An 18781-nucleotide genomic window follows, 5' to 3' on the forward strand; every position below is an offset into this window, starting at 1 on the left:
GGAGCGGCGACCCGGCCGGCACCGGGCTGTGCGGTCGCCCCGGGGGTGGGCCGGGGTCATCTCGGATGGGGTGCCGGTCGGTCCGGGTCGCGGTCGGCGAGCCGGGAGCGGGCCACGGCGACCCGCTGGGGGTCGGCGCCCGCGCCGAGCGCGACGCACCGCTCGAAGGCCTCGTGCGCCTCGGCGGTCCTGCCTGCCGCGAGGAGGACGTCGCCGAGCGTGATGAGGTAGCGGCTCTCCAGCGCGGTGTTGCCGTCCGCGTGGCACAGTTCGACCGATTTCCGTAGGTTTTCCACCGCCTCGTCCCAGCGCCCGAGACGGCTGTAACTGATGCCCAGCCCGGCCAGCGCGTTGACACGGGCGAAGGCGGCGATGTGAGGTTCGACGCTCTCGCCGGCCGCATCCAGCCGGGCCAGGGCCTGCCGGCTGGCCTCGATCGCCTCCTCGTGGCGCTCGGTCGCCCGCAGGGCCAGCGCGCGGCCGAGCAGGGCCTGCAGCATGCCGTGCAGGTCCCCGGCGGCGTCGAAGAGGGCGACGGCCCGGGCGTTGTGCCCGGCGACCTTGTCGTTCTCGCCCATGAGGCGGTGGGCCCAGCCGGCGTACTGGTGGGCCCACGCCTGCTGGGCGGGGTCGCCGGCCCGCCGGGCCGCGTCCAGCGCGCGGGCGGAGTACCGGAGGCTGTCCGCGGGTCTGCCCTCGCACAGCAGGACGGCCCAGGCGTAGTAGTTGAGCTGGGTCGCCTCGACGAGGGGGTCCCCGAGCGCCTCGGCGGAGCGCGCGGCGGTGCGGTAGACCTCCGGCCAGTGCCCCCAGAAGATCCACTGGTCGGAGAACCAGTGCAGGGACTCGGCCACCTCGACGACGGTGGCGTGGTCGCCGTCCTCCGCCGCCGCGTGCAGGGCCGCCAGCCAGTTGGCCGCCTCGGCCTGGAGCCACTCGCGGGCCTTGTCGGCGCTGGACAGGTCCACCGTGCCCCGCCAGGTGGGAGGCGGGGCGCCGTGGTCGGGTTCGTACCAGCGGCCGGCGACGACGGCCGTCTCCAGCAGCCAGCGGAACATCGCCCGGCGGGCCCGCTCGGCGTCCTCGGGGCTCTCCTCGGCGCTGAGGCGGTCGCGGCCGTACAGGCAGAGCAGGTCGTGGAGCCGGTAGCGGTGCCCGGTGATGCCGAGGAGGCCCGCCTCGACCAGTTCCTCCAGGGTGTCCTCGGTGTCGTAGAGGTCCTGGCCGGTGAGCCGGGCGGCGCAGGCCGCGCCGACGTCCGGGCCGGGGACCAGGGACAGACGCCGGAACAGCCGTGCGGCGGCGGGGGTGAGCTGCCGGTACGACAGATCGAAGGCGCTCGCCACCCGTATGTCCCCCGCGGCCAGCGCGTCCAGCCGCCGCTCCTCGCGCGCCAGCCGGTCCGCGAGCCGGCGCACGCTCCAACCGGTGCGTGTCGCCAGCCAGTTGCCCGCCACCCGCAGGGCCAGCGGCAGGTGTTCGCAGAGCCGGGCGACCTCTTCCAGGGCTTCCGGTTCGGCGCTCGCCCGGCCGGCGCCGACGAGCGCGGCCAGGAAGGCGGCCGACTCGGCGGGCTCGAGCGTCCCGAGCGGCAGCCGGACCACGTCGTCCAGACCGGTGAGCATACGGCGGCTGGTCACCAGGACCAGTGTCCCGCCCGAGCCGGGCAGCAGGGGGCGTACCTGCGCCTCGTCGCGGGCGTTGTCGAGGACGAGCAGGCAGCGGCGGTCGGCGAGGACCTGCCGGTAGACGGCGGGGTGGGCCTGGGGGCCGGCCTTCGCCAGGTCCCGGTCGGGCACCCCGAGCGCCTTGAGCACCTGGACCATCAGCTCGGAGGGGGCGGGCGGAGTGTCGTCGGTCCCGCGCAGGTCCACCATGAGCTGGCCGTCGGGGAACCGGCCGGCCAGCCGGCGGGCGGCGCGCAGGGCGAGGGTCGTCTTGCCCGTGCCGGGCGCTCCGTGGACGGCGACGACGACGGACCGGGTGTGCGCGGCCCCGGCTCCCCCGCCGGCGTCGCGGTCGGCGGCGCCCTGGTCCCCGGACGGTCCGGCGAGTGCCTCCAGGCGTGCCAGTTCGCCGGCGCGGCCGACGAAGTCGTCGATGCCGCGCGGGAAGGAACGGACGCCGACAGGGCTGTACCCGGGAGCACGTCCGGTGCGGGCGGCGGCGAGCAGCCGTTCCCGTTCGATGTCGTCGAGGCCGAGTCCGTCCGCGAGCGCGGCCACCGTCCGCCGCTGCGGCGCGGCCCGCCGTCCGCGTTCCAGGTCCCCGATGCCGCGCACACTGACACCGGACGCCTCCGCCAGCGCTTCGATGGTCAGCGACTTGGTCTGCCGCATCTTTCGCAGCAAGGCCCCGAACGCCGCCTCTCGTGCGGACACGTCCGCCCCTTTCGCCCTGGATATTGAAGATTCTAATAGATCGGAGGAAGTGCTGGTCACAGGGCCGATGAGGGGACGATGTGCGGGCCGGGAACTTCACTTCGCCCGGCTCGTGGCTCCTTCGCACGACCGGTCTGCCGGCTGCGGCCGCACGCGTGGCACAGCACAGGATCCGAGCTCCTGACCGTCCTGCTGGAACCGGCCCCTGAGGGCCCTGTCGGACCCGGCTGCGAAGATCGCCCCATGGATCTCGCTGACGCCCTCGCCGGCCTCGACGCCCATCCCTGGGCCTCCGTCTCGCACGCCTACGGCCCCGCCGAGGACCTTCCCGATCTGCTGCGCGCTCTCGCCGAGGGCGGCGGGGATGCCGAGGAGGCGATCTCCGAGCTGTACTCGTGCATCCTGCACCAGGGCACGGTGTACTCCGCCAGCGTGGACGCCGTCCCCTACCTCGCCCGCATCGCCGCCGCCGCGCACCCCGGGACGGCCGAAGTCCTCGGCCTGCTGGGCGGGTTGGCCGAGAGCGAGGACGAACGGGAGATCGCGCCGGGCGCCGTCCGGGCCGCCGTGGCCGCCCAGATCCCGCTGCTGAGCACCCTGCTGGCACACGAGGACGCGGACGTCCGCCTGCTCACCGCCTGGACGCTCGGCCACACCCGGAACACCGAGGCCGCCCCGGCCGCCCTGCGGAGCCGGTGGACGGCCGAGGCCGATCCCGCCGTACGGGCCGAACTGCTCGTCGCCCTCGGCCGGGTGGACCTCTCCGGCGCCACCGTCGAGGCCCGGGCGCTGCTCGGGGCGGACACGCCCGCGCCGCTGCGGCTGGCCGCGCTCCTCACAGCCCTGGCCGCCGGGGAGCCGTGGACCGGGGCCCACCACGATGCCGCGCTCGGCCTGCTGCCCGCTCGTGGATCCACCCTCGACCGGTACAGCATGGACCACCGCGAGCCGCTGCACGCGTTCGTCGACGGCCTGCTGCGCCGCGGCACCGAGGCGGACCGCGAAGCCGCCCTCGCCCTGCTGGACGCCGCCCTGCGCGACGGCCGCCCCGAGGTGCGCCGCGAGGCGCTCTCCGCGGCCGACCACGCCAGCCACCTCTCCCGCAGCGCCCCCGGCCGACTTCTCCCGGCCGTCGCCCCGCTCGCCGCCGAGCCCGCGGCGTCGGCCCTGCTCGGCAAGCTCGGCCCGGCCGCCGCCGAGGCCGCGCCCGTCCTCGCCGGCCTCGCCGCCCGACCCGACGACGAGGCGGCCGACCGGGCATTGGCCGTGCTCGTCCGGGTCGCGCCCGGGCAGGCCGCCCCGCTGCTGGCCCGGCACCTGGACCGGCGCCCCCGCGCGCTCGCCGCCGCAAGCGACGTCCAGGCCCCCGCCTTCCCCTTCGACCCGGCCCTGCTCGACGCCGTCCGCGCCCGTCTGGCCGTGGCCGGGCTCGGCAACAACGAGACCGCCCACCTGGTCCACCTGCTGCGCCGGTGGGGCCCGCGAGCCGCCGCCGCCCTGCCCGAGCTGTGCTCCGTGCTGCCCCGCTTCCCGTACGCGGCCACCGCCGTCACCGCCGTGGCGGCGGCCTGCCCGCGCGCCGAGCGCGAGCGGGCCGGCGCCGTGCTGCGGGCCGCCGCCGGGTCGCTGATGACGGCGCGGGCGCACCACGACCTCACCGGCGAGACCGACGTCCTGCTCGACGCCGTCGCCGAGGCGCTCGGCGCCGGTCCGCGCGAGGTGGCCGAGGCCGCGCAGGCCGCCGCCGCCCTGGGCAGGGCGGCCGCCGGACTGCTCCCCGCCCTGCGCGCGGCCCTCGGTCAGGACGCCGAGCCGACCACGCCGCACCTCGACGGTGACATCGCGATCGCCACCGCCCTGTGGCGGATCGACGACGCCGCCGAGGAAGCCGTCGCGATCCTGGCCTCCGTCCTCGACCGCACCGCCGACGGCCGGCCCTGGTACCGGTGGACCGTCGTCCACGCCGTCCGCGCCGCCGCCCTCCTCGGCGCGTCCGCCCGGCCCCTGGTCCCCCGCCTGGAGCGACTCCTCGCCGACCCCGAGAAGGCCCCCGCCGCCGTCCTCGCCCTGCTCGCCGTCACCGGCCCCGGCGCCGCCGGCCCCGGCCGGCTCGCCGAGGCCGCCCTCCGGGCCGCCGAGGCCGGCGGGGACGTCGCCGGCGCCTGCGAGGCCCTCCGAGCCCTCGGCGCCACCGCTCTGAGCGCCGAGCAGCGGCTGCGCCTCACCAGGCTCGCCGAGGACGACCGGCGCCTCGTCCACTCAGGACTGGCGGACACCATCATCCGCGAGGACGAACGGCTGCGCGCCGCCCTGACCGCCGTCTGATCCCGGGCCCGGTCGGCCGGCGAGCCCCCGGACCCCGTCCCCGGCGACGGTCGCCGCGGTCGGTCGCCGGTCATGCCGCGGGGATGCGGAACTCGAACTCGGGACGGTCCCACGGCACGGCGGGCGGGTCCGCGAGCGCGGTCCCGGTCCGCACGGCACCGACGCGGTGGTAGAAGTCCGCGGCGGGCAGGTGCGACACGACCTTGACCCGGTCGAGCCCGGCGGCACGGGCCTCGCCCCGCATGTGCGCGACGAGCAGTCGCCCGACACCCCGTCCTTGCGCGTCGTCGGCGACGAAGAGCAGATCGAGTTCCGGGGGAGCGAGGACGAGCGAGTAGAACCCGAGGACCCGGCCCGCGGGCTCGCCGGCGCCGACGGCTGCGAAGACCCGGTGGGCCTCGATGTAGTCGGGACCCACCCGGTAGCCCGCGACTGCCGCCGCGTACTCACCCCGGTAGGCACCCGAGCCGCGCACGATGCGCGTGAGCCGTCTGGCGTCCCCCGCGACGGCCCTGCGTATCGTGATCGGCGGGCTGAGCGGGGACGTGCGTGAACTCATCGGGAGAGTAAACCAGACCGGCGCCGGCGTCCGACGCGCCGCCGGGCCGGCCGGGACGCTCCTCGCCGGGCACCGCGCGGACGAAGGCGACCGGGGGCGGCGGGCAGGGGCGGGGGCCGCCGGGCGCGGACGGCCCTGGGGCGGGGCCGGGGCCGACGGACGGCACTCCGCCGTCCGGGAGCGTGGTCCGCGGAGCAGGCGGCACCCCGGAAAAGAGACCGCGGACGACGGATCACACACGCGATGGATCAACCCGCCCCCCTCTGCGGGTACCGTCAGGGTATGAGTCATCCCCACCCCGACCTCAAAGCCGCCCCGCCCCTTCCCGACGGAGGGCTGAGGGTCATCGCCCTGGGCGGCCTCGGTGAGATCGGCCGCAACATGACCGTCTTCGAGTACGCCGGCAAGCTGCTCATCGTGGACTGCGGCGTGCTGTTCCCCGAGGAGACCCAGCCCGGTGTGGACGTCATCCTGCCGGACTTCACCTCCATCCGGGACCGGCTGGACGATGTCGTCGCCGTGGTGCTCACCCACGGTCACGAGGACCACATCGGCGGCGTGCCCTACCTGCTGCGCGAGCGGAGGGACATCCCGGTCGTCGGCTCCAAGCTGACGCTGGCGTTCCTGGAGGCCAAGCTCAAGGAACACGGCATCCGGCCGCGCCCGGTGCGGGTGCGGGAGGGCGACCGGCGCGGCTTCGGGCCCTTCGACTGCGAGTTCGTGGCGGTCAACCACTCCATCCCGGACAGCCTCGCGGTCGCGATCCGTACCGGCGCCGGAACGGTGCTGCACACCGGCGACTTCAAGATGGACCAGTTCCCTCTGGACGACCGCATCACCGACCTGCGCGCCTTCGCCCGCCTCGGCGAGGAGGGCGTGGACCTGTTCCTGACCGACTCCACCAACGCCGAGGTGCCCGGTTTCACCACGTCCGAGCGTGAGCTGAACCCGGCGATCGAGCAGGTGATGCGCACCGCGCCGCGCCGGGTCATCGTGTCCAGCTTCGCCAGTCACGTGCACCGCATCCAGCAGGTCCTGGACGCCGCCCACCAGCACGGCCGCAAGGTCGCCTTCGTCGGCCGGTCGATGGTCCGCAACATGGGCATCGCCCGTGAGCTGGGCTACCTGAAGGTGCCGTCCGGTCTGGTGGTGAGCACCAAGGAGCTGGAGAAGCTTCCGGACCACAAGGTCACCCTGGTGTGCACCGGCTCCCAGGGCGAACCGATGGCCGCGCTGTCCCGGATGGCCAACCGCGACCACATGATCCGCATCGGCAAGGGCGACACCGTCCTGCTCGCCAGCTCTCTCATCCCCGGCAACGAGAACGCCATCTACCGGGTGATCAACGGACTCACCCGGTGGGGCGCCCATGTGGTCCACAAGGGCAACGCCAAGGTGCACGTCTCCGGGCACGCCAGCGCCGGCGAACTCGTCTACTGCTACAACATCGTCAAGCCGCGCAACGTCATGCCGGTGCACGGCGAATGGCGCCACCTGCGGGCCAACGGCGACCTCGCCATCCGTACCGGCGTCGACCCGGACCGGGTCGTCATCGCCGAGGACGGCGTCGTCGTCGACCTCGTCGACGGGCGCGCGTCCATCACCGGCAAGGTCCCGGCCGGCAACGTCTACGTGGACGGCATGGAGGTCGGCGGCGCCACCGAGGCCTCCCTCAAGGACCGCCTCACCCTCGCCGCCGAAGGCGTGGTCACGGTGGTGGCGATCGTCGACGCGGACACCGGTGCCCTCACCGAGGCCCCCGACTTCCTGGCCCGCGGTTTCGTCCACGACGAGGCCACCTTCGAGCCGGTCGTCCCGGTCATCGAGAAGACCCTGGCCACCGCGGCCGAGGAGGGCGTCGGGGACGCGCGCCAGCTCGAACAGCTCATCGCGCGCGCCGTGGCGAACTGGGCGTTCCGCACCTACCGCCGCAAGCCCCTCATCATCCCCGTCATCATCGACGCCTGAGACACGGCCCCGGGAGCGGCCCGGGGCGTGTCGGCCGCCGCCCCTCGCCGTCCCGGGGCCGGCCGGCTTCGAGGACGGCCGGGACGGCGAGGGCCACCAGGGCGACGGCGGCGCCTGGTCTCCGGAACGCCCGGGAACCGGTGCGTTCAGACGGGCCCGGTGCTCGTGCGCGCGGGTGACGGCGTTCCGCGGCTCCCGCCCGGTGCCGGGCCGGCCGGTTCCGGCAGCACGCCGGGGCCGGCTCCCGGGGCCGGGCTTTCGAGGGCCGGCCCGGCACTCTCGCCGAGGAAGCCGCCCGACTGGTGCTGCCACAGCCGGGCGTAGGCCCCGTCCGCCGCGAGCAGTTCCTCGTGGGTGCCCTGCTCGACGACGTCTCCCCGGTCGAGGACGACGAGACGGTCCATGCCGGCGACGGTGCTCAGCCGGTGGGCGACCACGAGGGCCGTACGGCCCTCCATCAGCCGCCACAGGGCGTCCTGGACGAGGAGTTCGCTCTCCGAGTCCAGCGCGCTGGTCGCCTCGTCGAGCAGCAGGACCGGAGCGTCTCGCAGGATGGCGCGGGCGAGGGCGACACGCTGGCGCTGGCCGCCGGAGAGTTTCACTCCCCGCTCCCCCACCAAGGTGGCGAAGCCGTCGGGGAGCTGGCAGGCGAACTCCGTGACGTGCGCGGCCTCGGCCGCCGCGTGGATCTCCTCGTCGGTGGCGCCGGGCCGGGCGAAGGCGATGTTGTCCCGCAGGCTGCGGTGGAACAGGGCGGGTTCCTGCGGGACGTAGGCGATCAGTGAGCGCAGGTCGCTCTGGCGCAGCCGGCTGATGTCCTGACCGCCGATCAGGATGCGTCCGCCGTCGATGTCGGACATCCGCAGCAGGAGCCGGGTGAGCGTGGTCTTGCCGCCGCCGGACCTGCCGACCAGACCGATCCGTGCGCCTGCGGGCACGTCCAGGGTCAGTCCCCGGAAGATCGGCCTGGCACCCGCGTGGGCGAAGGTGACCGCCTCGAAGCGGATGCCGGTGTCCCGCCGTGCGAGCGGTTCGGGTTCCGTCGGGTCGAGCACGGTGGGCGGGTCCAGCAGCAGCTCCGTGAACTGCGCGGCCTCGGTCATCGAGCTTTCCAGGCGCCGGTAGATCTGGTTGAACTCGAACATGATCTGGGTCGCGTTGGAGTAGTAGGTGAACGCGACGACGACCTCCTCCACTCCCTGGCCCGGACCGCCGAAGGCGACCGCGACCAGCAGCCCCAGCACGTTGGTCAGCACGGACATGGGGGCGATCAGCACGTCGACGCGCAGATTGCCGTAGTCCCACGACCTCAGCGTCAGGCGCCGGGACTGCGCGACCCGGGCGCGGTGTTCCGCGGCCTCCCGCCGCTCGGCCGCGAACGCCCGGATGGTCTCCATGTTCGTGAGGCTGTCGGCGACGTGGCCGGAGACCCGGGCGATCGCCGCCTCGCGGTCGTCGACGAGCCGTTGCCGGCGGCGGATCAGGGGTGCCGCGGCCACCACGGTCAGCGCGATCATCACCAGGAGGCCGACGACGAGCATCGGTTCGTAGCCCCACAGCACCACGGCTCCGAACACCAGGGGGACGAGGCTGCCCACGACCCGGTACGTCATCGTGTCGACGAAGTCCTCGAAGCGTCTGCCGAAGCTCAGGACCCGCTTGGTCAGGGAGCCGGCGAAGTTGTCGTGGAAGAACGCCGCGTCCTGGGCGAGGAGTTCGTCCATGCCCCTGACGTACAGGTGTTCCGAGCCGAGGGCGTCCACGCGGTTCAGGCAGTGCTGGCCGACCCGCCACACGGCCTCGGCGAGCAGCAGCGTCCCACCGAAGCCCAGCACGTACGGCAGCGCCGAGGCGAGTGTGAGACCGCTGTGGCCGGCGGCCTGTCCTGCCAGTTTGGCGATCAGCAGGGGGGCGACGTAACGGATGCCGATGTTGCCCGCGGCCGGCAGCAGCATCGCGGGCAGGGCCAGCCGGCGCAGTCGCAGCAGTTCCCGGCCGTAGTACCGCGCCGCCAGCAGGACGGCGCTCCTGCCCGGAGCCGGCCCTCGCTCTTCTGTGTTCCCCATCACACTCCCGGAGGTTCGGAAGTCGGCAGTCTCCCGCCGGGGAAGCCCCTCAGTCCAGGCATTTACCGCGGATGGGTGATAACCGGACACCGGTGGACCGGGGGACGCGGCGCCGTCTCCCGGACCGGGTTCCACGGTGGGCACCTGCCGGGCCGCCGGGGCCGCTGCCGAGGGTGGTGGTCGCCGGTCCCACGCCGCCGAGTACCTCGCCCTCCCCTCGGGCCGGCAGACACCGGCGCGGGCCGGCACCGGTTCCCCCGGCCCCTCTTCGCCTCCAGCCGCCTCAGTCGCACTCCCCGTCCCCGCGGGGCAGTCCCGCCCCGACCCGCGCCGCCGTCTCGCGCAGCCAGCTGTGGGCCGCGTCATGGGTGTGGACCGGGTGCCCCCACAGGGCTTCGCGCAGCGGCACCGCCTCGTAGGGGGGCTCCACCACCCGGACGGCGGCGACGGGTGCCAGCATGCGCGCCAGCCGCGCCTGGATCAGGCCGATGCGCCGGGTGCCGGCGATCATCAGGGGCAGGAGCTGGAAGTTGTCGACGGAGACCTCGACGCGCGGCTCGATGCCGAGCATGCCCAACTGCCGCACGGCGGGGGCGTCGTAGGTGCGCTGGTACGTCACCCACGGCAGCCGGGCCAGGTCACGCCGGGTGAACCGGTCCCCCGCGCCGGGGTGGTCCCGCGACACCAGGAAGACCCAGCGGTCGTCGTAGAGGTCGGTGGCGGGGAAGCCGCTGATCACGCCGTGCGGCATGAGCAGGCCGTCGGTGGCGCTCAGCAGGGTCGCGGTGCCGTCCACGACGGTCGGCGGGGTCTGGGTGAAGCGGAGCCGGATGCCCGGTGCCTCCTCGTGCACCACCCGGGCGAGTTCGGTGCCGAAGACGGCGACGGCGTAGTCGGAGGCCACCAGCCTGAACTCGTGGCTCTCCCGGGCCGGGTCGAAGTCGGCCTGGCTGGAGAAGAGGCGTTCCAGCATGTCGTAGGCGGTGGAGGTGCGGTCCCGGAGGACCTGTCCGAGTGCGGTCAGCTCGTAGTGGCCGCCGACGCGGGCGAGCAGGTCGTCGTCGAAGTGGCGGCGCAGACGGGCCAGGGCCGCGCTCATGGCGGGCTGGCTGAGACCGACGCGCTCCCCGGCCCGGGTGACGTTGCGTTCCTCCAGCAGGGCGCGCAGGGCGACGACGAGGTTGAGATCGAGGCGGGCCAGGTTCACGGATCGGTCCCTTGCGGTGAAGCGGCGAGCGGGGGTGATAAATGCGGTGGATGTCTGTCATCCACAGAATCTATTTCCCTGATCACCGGTGGCGGGTCCAGATTGGTCCCACGCAATCAGGAGGACACGTCCGTGAAACCCGCACCCTCGTCCGCGCTCTTCGCCGGGCCGTTCGCCCTCGCCACCCTCTCGGCCCCGGAGGGGCCGCAGTTCCCCGCCCTCGTCACCCCCGACGGCCAGGCCCTCGATCTGCGGGAGATCTTCGGCGACGAACGGCTGATCGCCCTGGACGTCCTGGACCGCTGGGAGACGGCCCTGCCGCGGCTGCGCGCGCTCGCGGCCGGCACCGGACTCGCTCGCACGCCCGTCGCGGACCTGCGCGTGCACGCGCCGGTGGCCGCACCCCTGCCCGTCACCGGCGCGGTCGGCTCCCCCGTCAACCCGATCGCCGTCAAGTAACGTATGGAGCAAGGGAGTTCTCTCATGAGCAATGCCCGCACGGTCCTGGTGGTCGGTGGCGGTGCCGCAGGCAACGCCGCGACGGTCCTGCTGCGCCGAGCCGGCCTGACGGTGGATCTGATCGAGGCCGAGGACGACTGGAACGCAACCGCCGGCTCCGGCATCACCCTCCAGGGCAACGCCCTGCGTGTCCTGCGCGAACTCGGCGTCTGGGAACAGGTGAAGGCGTCCGGCTTCGGGTTCGACTCCGTCGGCATCACCGCCCCCGACGGCACCGTCCTGCACGTCGCGCGGGACCTGCGCACCGGCGGCGACGACCTGCCCGCCACCGTCGGCATGCGGCGCCCGCGGCTCCAGCAGATCCTGATCGACGCCGTACGGGCCAGTGGCGCCACCGTGCGGCTCGGCACGACCGCCGAGATCCTCGGCCAGGACGCGGACGGGGTCTCGATACAGTTCTCCGACGGCAGCGAGGCCCGTTACGACCTGGTCATCGCCGCCGACGGCCTCGGGTCCCCGACCCGGGCGGCGATCGGCATCGGCGACAAGCCGGAGCCGACCGGCATGGCCATCTGGCGTGTCACCGCCCCGCGTCCGGCCGGCGTGGTCCGCACCGACCTCGCCTACGGCGGCCCGGCCTACATCGCCGGGTACTGCCCCACCGGCGACACCACCCTGTACGCCTACGTCGTCGAGGCCCACCGCGACCGCGCGTCCATCCCGCCGCAGACGTACGCCGAGGAGATGCGTCGCCTCGCCGGCGCCTACGGGGGCCACTGGCCGGAGATCACCGAGCACATCACCGACCCGGCGAAGGACAACTACACCTGGTTCGACCGGCTGCTGGTCGAGGGGTCCTGGCACCGCGGCCGGGTCGTGCTGATCGGCGACGCCGCGCACTGCTGCCCGCCCACGCTGGCCCAGGGCGCGGCCCTGTCCCTGGAGGACGCACTCGTGCTCGCCCGCCTGCTGACCGCCTCGGACACCTGGGACGACGCCCTCTTCCGGGCGTACCACGAGCGGCGCATGGCCCGCGTCCGCCCGGTCGTGGAGGCGTCCGTGCAGATCGGGCAGTGGCAGCTGGACGGCGCCCGGGACGCGGACGTGCCCGGACTGATGGCCCGCACGATGACGATGCTGCGGGAACTGCCGTGAGCACGGCCCCCATCGTGGACGTCCACGCCCATGTGCTGCTGCCCGAGGCGGAGACCCTGGTGTCCGGCATGCCGGGGCTCGCCGAGGGCGAAGGCACTGGACGCCCGGCGCAACGGTCCCGCGGCCCTGGCCGTCAGCGACCGCCAACCCCATGAACGAACTCGTCGCCAAGGAGTCGTTCAACGATCCGGACCGCGGAGTCTTCGTCGCCCCGCCGGTCTGATTCCCCTTCCCTCCCACCCCCCCCCGGGGGCGCGGCCGGACCTGTCACCTGCCCTGACCCGGTCCCGCCACGCCCCCGGGCCTGCCTTTTCGGAGCCGCACCATGCGTTTCGCCGCCTACGAACACCACCACCGCCGTCACGTGGCCGTCGTCGAGGACGACGGCACCCTGCTGCCGCTGCCCGGCGTTGCCTCGCTCACCGACCTGCTGCGGGAGTCCGGCGGACTGCCCGGACTGCTCACCGCGGGTGCCGCCGCACTCGACGCGCCACCCGGCCCGCACGTGTCCCGGGTCCGGCTGCTGCCACCCCTCCAGCCCGCCTCCGTACGGGACTTCGTCACCTTCGAGGAGCACGTCGAGGGCGTACGGCGCTCGGTGAGCGGCGCCGTCGGCGTCCCGGAGCAGTGGTACGCCGCTCCGACGTTCTATTTCACCAACCCGCACGCGATCTACGGCCCGCACGACGACATCCCCGTCCCGCCCGGTTCGAGTGTGCTGGACTTCGAACTCGAGGTCGCCGCCGTCGTCGGCCGTGAGGGCCGCGACCTCACCCCCGAGCGGGCGCGGGACCACATCGTCGGCTACACCGTCTTCAACGACTGGTCGGCCAGGGACCTGCAGTCCGCCGAGATGACCGTCGGACTCGGCCCGTGCAAGGGCAAGGACACGGCCACCACCCTCGGCCCGTACCTGGTCACCGCGGACGAACTGGATCCCTACCGGGACGCCGGCGGGTTCCTGCGCCTGGCGCTCACCGCGGAGGTCAACGGCGAGACCGTCGGCACGGACCTCCTGTCCAACATGAGCTGGACCTTCGAGGAACTGGTCGCCTACGCCTCGCGCGGTACACGGGTGCTGCCCGGCGACGTCCTGGGCTCGGGCACCTGCGGCAACGGCGGCTGCCTCGCCGAACTGTGGGGCCTGCGCGGCGAGCGGACGCCACCGCCGCTGAAGCCCGGTGACACCGTCACCCTCACCGTGGAAGGGATCGGCAGCGTGTCCAACACCGTCGTGCCCGGCGCGGACCCGGTGCCGCTGCCCACCGGCCGGCGCCGGTCCCGTGAGCGGCCGTGACCGACCCGCACCCCCAGAGGCTGCGCGGATCCGTCGTCCGGCCGCGCGGCCTCGTCCCGGGGCCGCGGTCGCGACGCCCGGCGGGCGAGCCGGGCGCCGCGAGCGGGCACATCAGGCCGGCGAGGTGACCGGCCGGCCGAGGTGCCGGGCGAAGAACCGGACCGCGCTGTCGGCCTCGAACCGGGGCAGCTCCTTGTGCCTGCCCGAGTTCACGTGCAACGACTTCTCCTTCGAGGCGAAGGCGTCGAACAGCGCGAGCCCCTCCTCGCGCGAGATGTGCTCGTCGTCCCACTGCAGGTCGAACTCGACCGGGATGCTGATCCGCCTCGCCTGCTCGGCCAGGACGTCGGGCCAGTGCTGGCCGAAGACCGCGGCGGTGATCCTGGGTTCGGCCGCCACGAAGGGTATGCCGATCGCGGTGCCCATGTTGATGCCCCAGAAGCCGACCGGCCCGTCGGTGCCGATCTGCGGGAGTCCCTGCAGGGCGTCCAGGGTCGCCCGGTACTCGGGGACGGCGAGCCGGGCCAGGTGTGCGTTGTAGCGCACGACGACCGGGCCTTCCGGTTCGCCCGCGGCCCGCGCCCGGAACAGTTCGGCGATCTCCGCCTCGTCGTGCGCCGTGCGCGGCCGGTCGCCGTGCCCGGGAGCGTCGATGACGGCGACGTGCACGCCACAGCCGGTCACGAGCAGACGGGCGCGGCCGGACATCGCCGGATGCTTCTTGTGGTTGCCGCCGCCGTGGGCCATCAGGACCAGGGGTGCGCGCTCGGCCGCACCGGAGACCGGCGACCAGAGGACACCGGGGACGCCGCCCACGACGAAGTCGCGTTCGACCATGCCCTTCGACGACGACTCGGCGGTGAACTGCAGAGAGGACATGGTGTTGCCTTTCGGGAGTGCCTTGTGGTCGAGGCGCTCCCGGCGACTCCTACGTCAATCGCCGGCCGTGAGGGAAAGGGGGAGCACCCACGTCGATACAGCGTTCACGGGTCTCACCTCCTCGGGCAGTGTCACGGTCGACTGAAAACTACCAGCCGGTTGATCATCGCTCAACGCCTTTCCCGGCAGGCGCAGGAGCACATCACGGCTGTGTCGGAGAAGTCCGCCTTGCCGCTCCAGCGATCCCTTCCGGCCCCTGGCGGAGCCACGAGGCCGGAAGGGAGCAAGCTATGCGTGGGCGAGGAAGAACTTCTCGTCGCCGCCGCCGTTGGCGTTGTACTGGCAGTTCACCGTCCCGCCCGGGCCGGTGGCGGCGGTGACCCCGCTGCCGGTCACCATGCGCAGGAAGATGTTCGTGAAGGTTGCCGACTCGAAGGAGAACGAACCGTCGGCCTGGGCACGCGCACGGAACTTCTCATAGGGGCCGATGAAGGACTGGCAGTTGACCGTACCCCCGCCGCTCATGTCGGTGGGGACCCCGGTGCCGTCCATGCGCAGGAACACGCTGGGGAAGGCCACCGACTCGAACGCGTACGAGCCGTCGGCCTGCGGCCGGACCTTGAACGTCGTCCACGCGCCGGTGCCGTACTGGCAGTTGACCTTGCCACCGCCCGGATCGCTGGGGGCGGTCACGCCAGTTCCGTCCATACGCAGGTACACGTTCGGGTAGTGCGTGGACTGGATCGTGACCGGAGTGTCCCCGAGCTTCGCGAGATCGGCTTCCGATAAAGCCATGCTGGCCGTTCCTTCCGTCTGGACATGTCGCGGGCGAGTCGGACGAGCGCCGCCGTCTGCACATTTCGCGGCGCAGAGGTGATGCGTGATGGCCAGGCTGCAGCAGGGTTCCCGTTCAGCGAATGCCGCGTCGTGGCGGGGCCCCCTGGACCGAACCGAACGGCCCTACTGGGCCGGTGACCGGCTTTACGTGATCACGAAGGGAGAAGTTCCCCAAAATGCGAGATGGCGTGGAATACCGCAGTAACACACGCTTTCTGCCCTCTTTTCCTGCAGTAGCAGGCCCCGGTACGGACTGTATGGGGGTGGGCACGGTCTGTCTACCCCCGGCATAGGGGGCACGTCCTGTCCGCCCCCGGCGCTTCGGAGGGGTTCCAGGCGGCCCTGCTGCAGATGGGTGACGGACTCCGACAGGGAGTGCGGTATGAGCCGGCTCGAAGGCGTTGTGGATCGTCGCGGTGCGCGCCGAACAGCGCGTCGGCCCGGAATGCCTCGGCCATCTCGGCGTCGGTGACCGGCCTGCCTGTCCAGCCACCGGCAGGAGGGCCGGCGGCCCAGCCCGAGAACCCGGCACGTCACCGCGACCGGCACCCGTACAGGGGCAGTGGCGGCGGCCGACTCGCGGGCTCAACGGCGTCGATGGCCCTTGCGGCTTCCTCCGCCTGCTGCTCTTGGGGGAGCCTGCGGATACGGCGAGCCGGCCCAGCCTTCGACTGACCGGAATCAACCTTCTCCTGGAGGTCAGCAATGAGTTCCAGGTGGGCCGGCCGTTGCGATCCCCAGGCCGTCGTCTTGCCGAGCCTCTTGGCCACCTGCTCCTATGAGCCGTGCGCCTTCACCAGGTCCCGAACGGCCCGAGCGGGTCGGGCCCGGAACCACTGGTATGACGAGGCGTCCGGGGCCGGGATCAGGCCGTTGTGCCGGGCTCACCGGAAGTCGGCTGCGGGAACCAGCGCGGTGACCCAAGCACCGGTGGCCTGACCTGCGGTGCCCTCGTCGTCACCGACCGTCTCCAGACCCGTGCCGGGGACGCGGCGGGAGAACTGCTGGCCTTTCTGCGCGCCGAGAGCGGGAACCCCGCCCTGGACTTCGACAGTGAGGTCGCCGCCTCCGAGACCGCGCACGGCGACCGCAACGCCGCCCTGGCCCACTTCATGGCGTCCTACGGCAACGTCGACAACGAGGTGCCGGTCCTGCTCGACCAGTCGCCTACCGGGTGGGCCTGCCCGGCAAGAGCGGGGTCGGCGGCGGGATCATCGCTGTCGTACCGGGGTGGTGCACGCTGTGCGTGTGGAGCCCGGGCCTGGACGAACGCGGCAACTCGGTGGCCGGCGTGGCCGCCCTCGACCGGTTCACGACGCTGACCGGACTGTCGGTGTTCTGACCGGTACGGGTTCGCCGGGCCGGTGGTCGTGGCGGCTGGATGTGCGGTGACGGGTGGCCTTCAGCGGGCTCCTGGCCTGTTCCTCGTATGCGGGACGGTGGCCGGGATGCCCAGGGCGAGGAGCGCCGTGTCGTCGTCGAGACCGGCAGGGAAGCTGGCCAGCAGGTCGGTCAGGGCCTGGACGAGGGCGAGGGGCGGATCCCCGGCGTGACGTGTGGCGAAGGCGAGCAGGGCGTCGTCGCCGTACAGGCTCGTGCGCTCCTCCCCGGTGCGGGCTTCGGTGAGACCGTCGGTGTAGAGCAGGAGTGTGTCACCCGGGTTCAAGAGGGTGCTGGCAGGGGTGAAGCATGCCGTGGGCAGGACGCCGACGAGGAGGCCTCCGGGGGTGGGCAGGAAGTCCGCGGTGCCGTCGCCGCGCAGGACCAGGGCCGGCGGATGGCCGCCCGATGCGAGACGGACCGCGGCCCGGCCGGTTGCGGCATCGGGTTCGAGCGTGCCGAAGATCGCGGTGCAGTAGCGCGGGTCACCGCTGCCGGCGTACCGCTCGTGGAGCACGGTGTTCAGTGTGGTCAGCGCGGAAACGGGGGTGGCCTGGTGCAGGGCGGCGGCGCGCAGGGTGTAGCGGGTCAGTGAGGTGAGTGCGGCGGCCTGCGGACCTTTGCCGCACACGTCGCCGAGGAAGAAGGCGAAGCGTTCGCCGCCGATGGGGAAGACGTCGTAGAAGTCGCCGCCCAGCCGGTCCGGGGATGCGGTGTGGTAGTAGGCGGCCGTCTCCACTCCAGGCAGGCTCGGAAGGGTGTCGGGCAGCAGCGACCGCTGGAGCACGGCGAGGGCTTCCTGCAGCCGCGCGCGGTCGGCCTCCGCCTGTCTGCGGGCCTCGTCGGCCACCTGCCGGCGGCGCAGGAGTTCCTCCTCGTAGGCCCGGCGGTCCCGAGCGTCGAAAACGGTCGTGCGGATCAGCAGCGGTTCACCCGTGCCGCCCTGCCTGACCACCGAGGAGACCAGGACGGGCATCCGCCCGCCCCCTGCCTGTGTGATCTCCATAGCGATGCCGCTGATCTCCCCCTGCATGCGCAGCAGCGGCGCGAAATGGGTTTCGTGGTACAGCCTGCCGCCCACGGTCAGCAGGTCGGTGAACCGCATCCGGCCCACCACCGCCTCCCGCTCGAGACCGAGCCAGTCCAGCAGCGTGGCGTTGATCTTGGCGATGGTGCCGTCCATCAGCGTGGAGAGATATCCGCACAGCGCGGTCTCGTACAGGTCCTCCGCGCTGTCCTCCGGCAGCGCGGCGAACGCCGCGGTCTCGGGCCCGGCGTCATCGGCGTCCGGCGGGTCGGGTGGCTGGTCGGTGTGGCACATCATCGCAGGGCCGCCAGAAAGGCCGTGATCGCCTCGTTGGTCGCTTCGGGCGCGGACAGGTGCGGGCAGTGCCCGGTGGCCTCCAAGGTGACCAGGGTGGAGTCGGCGATCGCCTGGTGGACGAAAGCGCCGACCTCACGGGGGGCGATGATGTCCTGGGTGCATTCCAGCACCAGCGTCGGCACCCGCACGGTCTTCAGGTCGTCCCGGGAGTCGGAGAGGAACGTGGTGCGGGCGAAGACGCGCGCCATGTCGGGGTCGGTGGCGCAGAAGCTGTTCTTCAGCTCCTCGCCCAGCTCGGGCCGGTCGGCGTTGCCCATGATCACCGGTGCCATCGTCGCCGACCAGCCGAGATAGTTGGATTCCAGCGAGGCGAGCAGTTCGTCGATGTCCTCGGTGCTGAATCCGCCCCGGTAGCCGTCGTCGTCGAGATACCGGGGGGAGGGGGCGACCATCACCAGCGCGCCGATCCGCCCCGGAGCCATGCCGACGGCCAGTGCACCGATCATCGCGCTGACCGAGTGGCCCACGAACACGGCGTCGCGCAGGTCGAGCGCCTCGCAGACCTCGACCGCGTCCCATGCGTATCCCTCCAGGCACGAGTAGCGCTCCTCGGAGAACGCGGACGGCTCGGAGCGGCCAGAGCCGACGTAGTCGAACAGGACCACCCGGTAGTCCTCGGCCAGGGCGGGAACCGTCAGCCGCCACATGTTCTGGTCGCATCCGAAGCCATGCGCCAGCACCACCGCACGCCCCTGCGGGTTGCCGGTGACGGTCACGTTGTTCCTGCGGACGACGTCCATCCCTCCAGTGTCTCAATCAGCCGCCTGAAACCTCGACCCGTCTTGTATCGCCCCATTTCACCCCAGCAACGGTTCGCACAGGCCGCCTCCGACGAGCCGCCTCCACCGCCCTCAAGATCCCTGCGACCACCTGAACAGCACGGG

13 protein-coding genes and 1 pseudogene are annotated in these 18781 nt (G+C 72.9%); 6 read left to right on the plus strand and 8 right to left on the minus strand.

Annotated features, from left to right (window positions below; genetic code table 11):
* Positions 1-56: 56 nt before the first annotated feature.
* Complete coding sequence (locus tag ABZ719_RS29265; RefSeq protein WP_366728174.1) at positions 57-2381, minus strand: tetratricopeptide repeat protein; 2325 nt, start codon at positions 2379-2381, stop codon at positions 57-59.
* A gap of 243 nt (positions 2382-2624) precedes the next feature.
* Here ABZ719_RS29265 and ABZ719_RS29270 point away from each other — a divergent pair, with 243 nt between their 5' ends.
* Positions 2625-4706 (plus strand): hypothetical protein, encoded by a 2082-nt coding sequence (locus ABZ719_RS29270; RefSeq protein WP_366728175.1) that lies wholly within the window; start codon positions 2625-2627, stop codon positions 4704-4706.
* Positions 4707-4776: 70 nt separating this feature from the next.
* Here the strand turns inward: ABZ719_RS29270 and ABZ719_RS29275 are convergent, their stop codons facing one another.
* Complete coding sequence (locus ABZ719_RS29275) at positions 4777-5265, minus strand: GNAT family N-acetyltransferase (protein WP_366728176.1); 489 nt, start codon at positions 5263-5265, stop codon at positions 4777-4779.
* 282 nt (positions 5266-5547) lie between these two features.
* Between ABZ719_RS29275 and ABZ719_RS29280 the strand changes: the two genes are divergently transcribed.
* A complete protein-coding gene (locus ABZ719_RS29280; RefSeq protein ID WP_366728177.1) occupies positions 5548-7233 on the plus strand; it encodes a ribonuclease J in 1686 nt (561 codons plus the stop codon).
* Positions 7234-7379: 146 nt separating this feature from the next.
* Here ABZ719_RS29280 and ABZ719_RS29285 read toward each other — a convergent pair whose 3' ends face one another.
* Positions 7380-9299 carry an ABC transporter ATP-binding protein gene (locus ABZ719_RS29285; protein ID WP_366728178.1) on the minus strand — a complete coding sequence of 640 codons (1920 nt, stop codon included), beginning with the start codon at positions 9297-9299 and terminating at the stop codon, positions 7380-7382.
* Positions 9300-9582: 283 nt separating this feature from the next.
* Positions 9583-10506: a LysR family transcriptional regulator gene (locus tag ABZ719_RS29290; RefSeq protein ID WP_366728179.1), complete on the minus strand. Its 924-nt coding sequence runs from the start codon at positions 10504-10506 to the stop codon at positions 9583-9585.
* A gap of 132 nt (positions 10507-10638) precedes the next feature.
* Here ABZ719_RS29290 and ABZ719_RS29295 point away from each other — a divergent pair, with 132 nt between their 5' ends.
* The 3 genes from ABZ719_RS29295 (at position 10639) to ABZ719_RS29305 (ending at position 13417) form a co-directional block, all read left to right on the plus strand.
* Entirely contained in the window at positions 10639-10965 is a 327-nt protein-coding gene (locus ABZ719_RS29295; RefSeq protein ID WP_366728180.1) for a hypothetical protein, read from the plus strand.
* Positions 10966-10989: 24 nt separating this feature from the next.
* Positions 10990-12120: an FAD-dependent oxidoreductase gene (locus ABZ719_RS29300; protein ID WP_366728181.1), complete on the plus strand. Its 1131-nt coding sequence runs from the start codon at positions 10990-10992 to the stop codon at positions 12118-12120.
* A 325-nt stretch (positions 12121-12445) separates the two neighbouring features.
* Entirely contained in the window at positions 12446-13417 is a 972-nt protein-coding gene (locus ABZ719_RS29305) for a fumarylacetoacetate hydrolase family protein (RefSeq protein ID WP_366728182.1), read from the plus strand.
* Positions 13418-13528: 111 nt separating this feature from the next.
* Here ABZ719_RS29305 and ABZ719_RS29310 read toward each other — a convergent pair whose 3' ends face one another.
* Entirely contained in the window at positions 13529-14296 is a 768-nt protein-coding gene (locus ABZ719_RS29310) for an alpha/beta hydrolase (protein WP_366728183.1), read from the minus strand.
* A gap of 288 nt (positions 14297-14584) precedes the next feature.
* The gene (locus tag ABZ719_RS29315; protein WP_366728184.1) at positions 14585-15091 is read right to left on the minus strand and encodes a hypothetical protein; all 507 of its coding nucleotides are present in this window, start codon (positions 15089-15091) and stop codon (positions 14585-14587) included.
* Between the two features lie 986 nt (positions 15092-16077).
* On the opposite strand from ABZ719_RS29315, the pseudogene ABZ719_RS29320 reads away from it, so the two are divergent.
* Positions 16078-16475, plus strand: a pseudogene (locus ABZ719_RS29320) (glutaminase); the annotation flags it as partial.
* A 60-nt stretch (positions 16476-16535) separates the two neighbouring features.
* Here the strand turns inward: ABZ719_RS29320 and ABZ719_RS29325 are convergent.
* Positions 16536-17834: a SpoIIE family protein phosphatase gene (locus tag ABZ719_RS29325; protein WP_366728204.1), complete on the minus strand. Its 1299-nt coding sequence runs from the start codon at positions 17832-17834 to the stop codon at positions 16536-16538.
* Entirely contained in the window at positions 17834-18637 is an 804-nt protein-coding gene (locus tag ABZ719_RS29330; RefSeq protein WP_366728185.1) for an alpha/beta hydrolase, read from the minus strand. Before ABZ719_RS29330 ends, ABZ719_RS29325 begins: the two co-directional genes overlap by 1 nt.
* Positions 18638-18781 lie beyond the last annotated feature (144 nt).

Source organism: Streptomyces sp. NPDC006743 (assembly GCF_040703815.1).
Taxonomy (GTDB): domain Bacteria; phylum Actinomycetota; class Actinomycetes; order Streptomycetales; family Streptomycetaceae; genus Streptomyces.

Excerpts from the sequence above, each read along its gene's own strand:
- ABZ719_RS29270 (WP_366728175.1), top strand. The coding sequence starts at position 2,625 with ATGGATCTCGCTGACGCCCTCGCCGGCCTCGACGCCCATCCCTGGGCC.
- ABZ719_RS29275 (WP_366728176.1), bottom strand. The coding sequence starts at position 5,265 with ATGAGTTCACGCACGTCCCCGCTCAGCCCGCCGATCACGATACGCAGG.
- ABZ719_RS29280 (WP_366728177.1), top strand. The coding sequence starts at position 5,548 with ATGAGTCATCCCCACCCCGACCTCAAAGCCGCCCCGCCCCTTCCCGAC.
- ABZ719_RS29285 (WP_366728178.1), bottom strand. The coding sequence starts at position 9,299 with ATGGGGAACACAGAAGAGCGAGGGCCGGCTCCGGGCAGGAGCGCCGTC.
- ABZ719_RS29300 (WP_366728181.1), top strand. The coding sequence starts at position 10,990 with ATGAGCAATGCCCGCACGGTCCTGGTGGTCGGTGGCGGTGCCGCAGGC.
- ABZ719_RS29305 (WP_366728182.1), top strand. The coding sequence starts at position 12,446 with ATGCGTTTCGCCGCCTACGAACACCACCACCGCCGTCACGTGGCCGTC.
- ABZ719_RS29310 (WP_366728183.1), bottom strand. The coding sequence starts at position 14,296 with ATGTCCTCTCTGCAGTTCACCGCCGAGTCGTCGTCGAAGGGCATGGTC.
- ABZ719_RS29315 (WP_366728184.1), bottom strand. The coding sequence starts at position 15,091 with ATGGCTTTATCGGAAGCCGATCTCGCGAAGCTCGGGGACACTCCGGTC.
- ABZ719_RS29325 (WP_366728204.1), bottom strand. The coding sequence starts at position 17,834 with ATGTGCCACACCGACCAGCCACCCGACCCGCCGGACGCCGATGACGCC.
- ABZ719_RS29330 (WP_366728185.1), bottom strand. The coding sequence starts at position 18,637 with ATGGACGTCGTCCGCAGGAACAACGTGACCGTCACCGGCAACCCGCAG.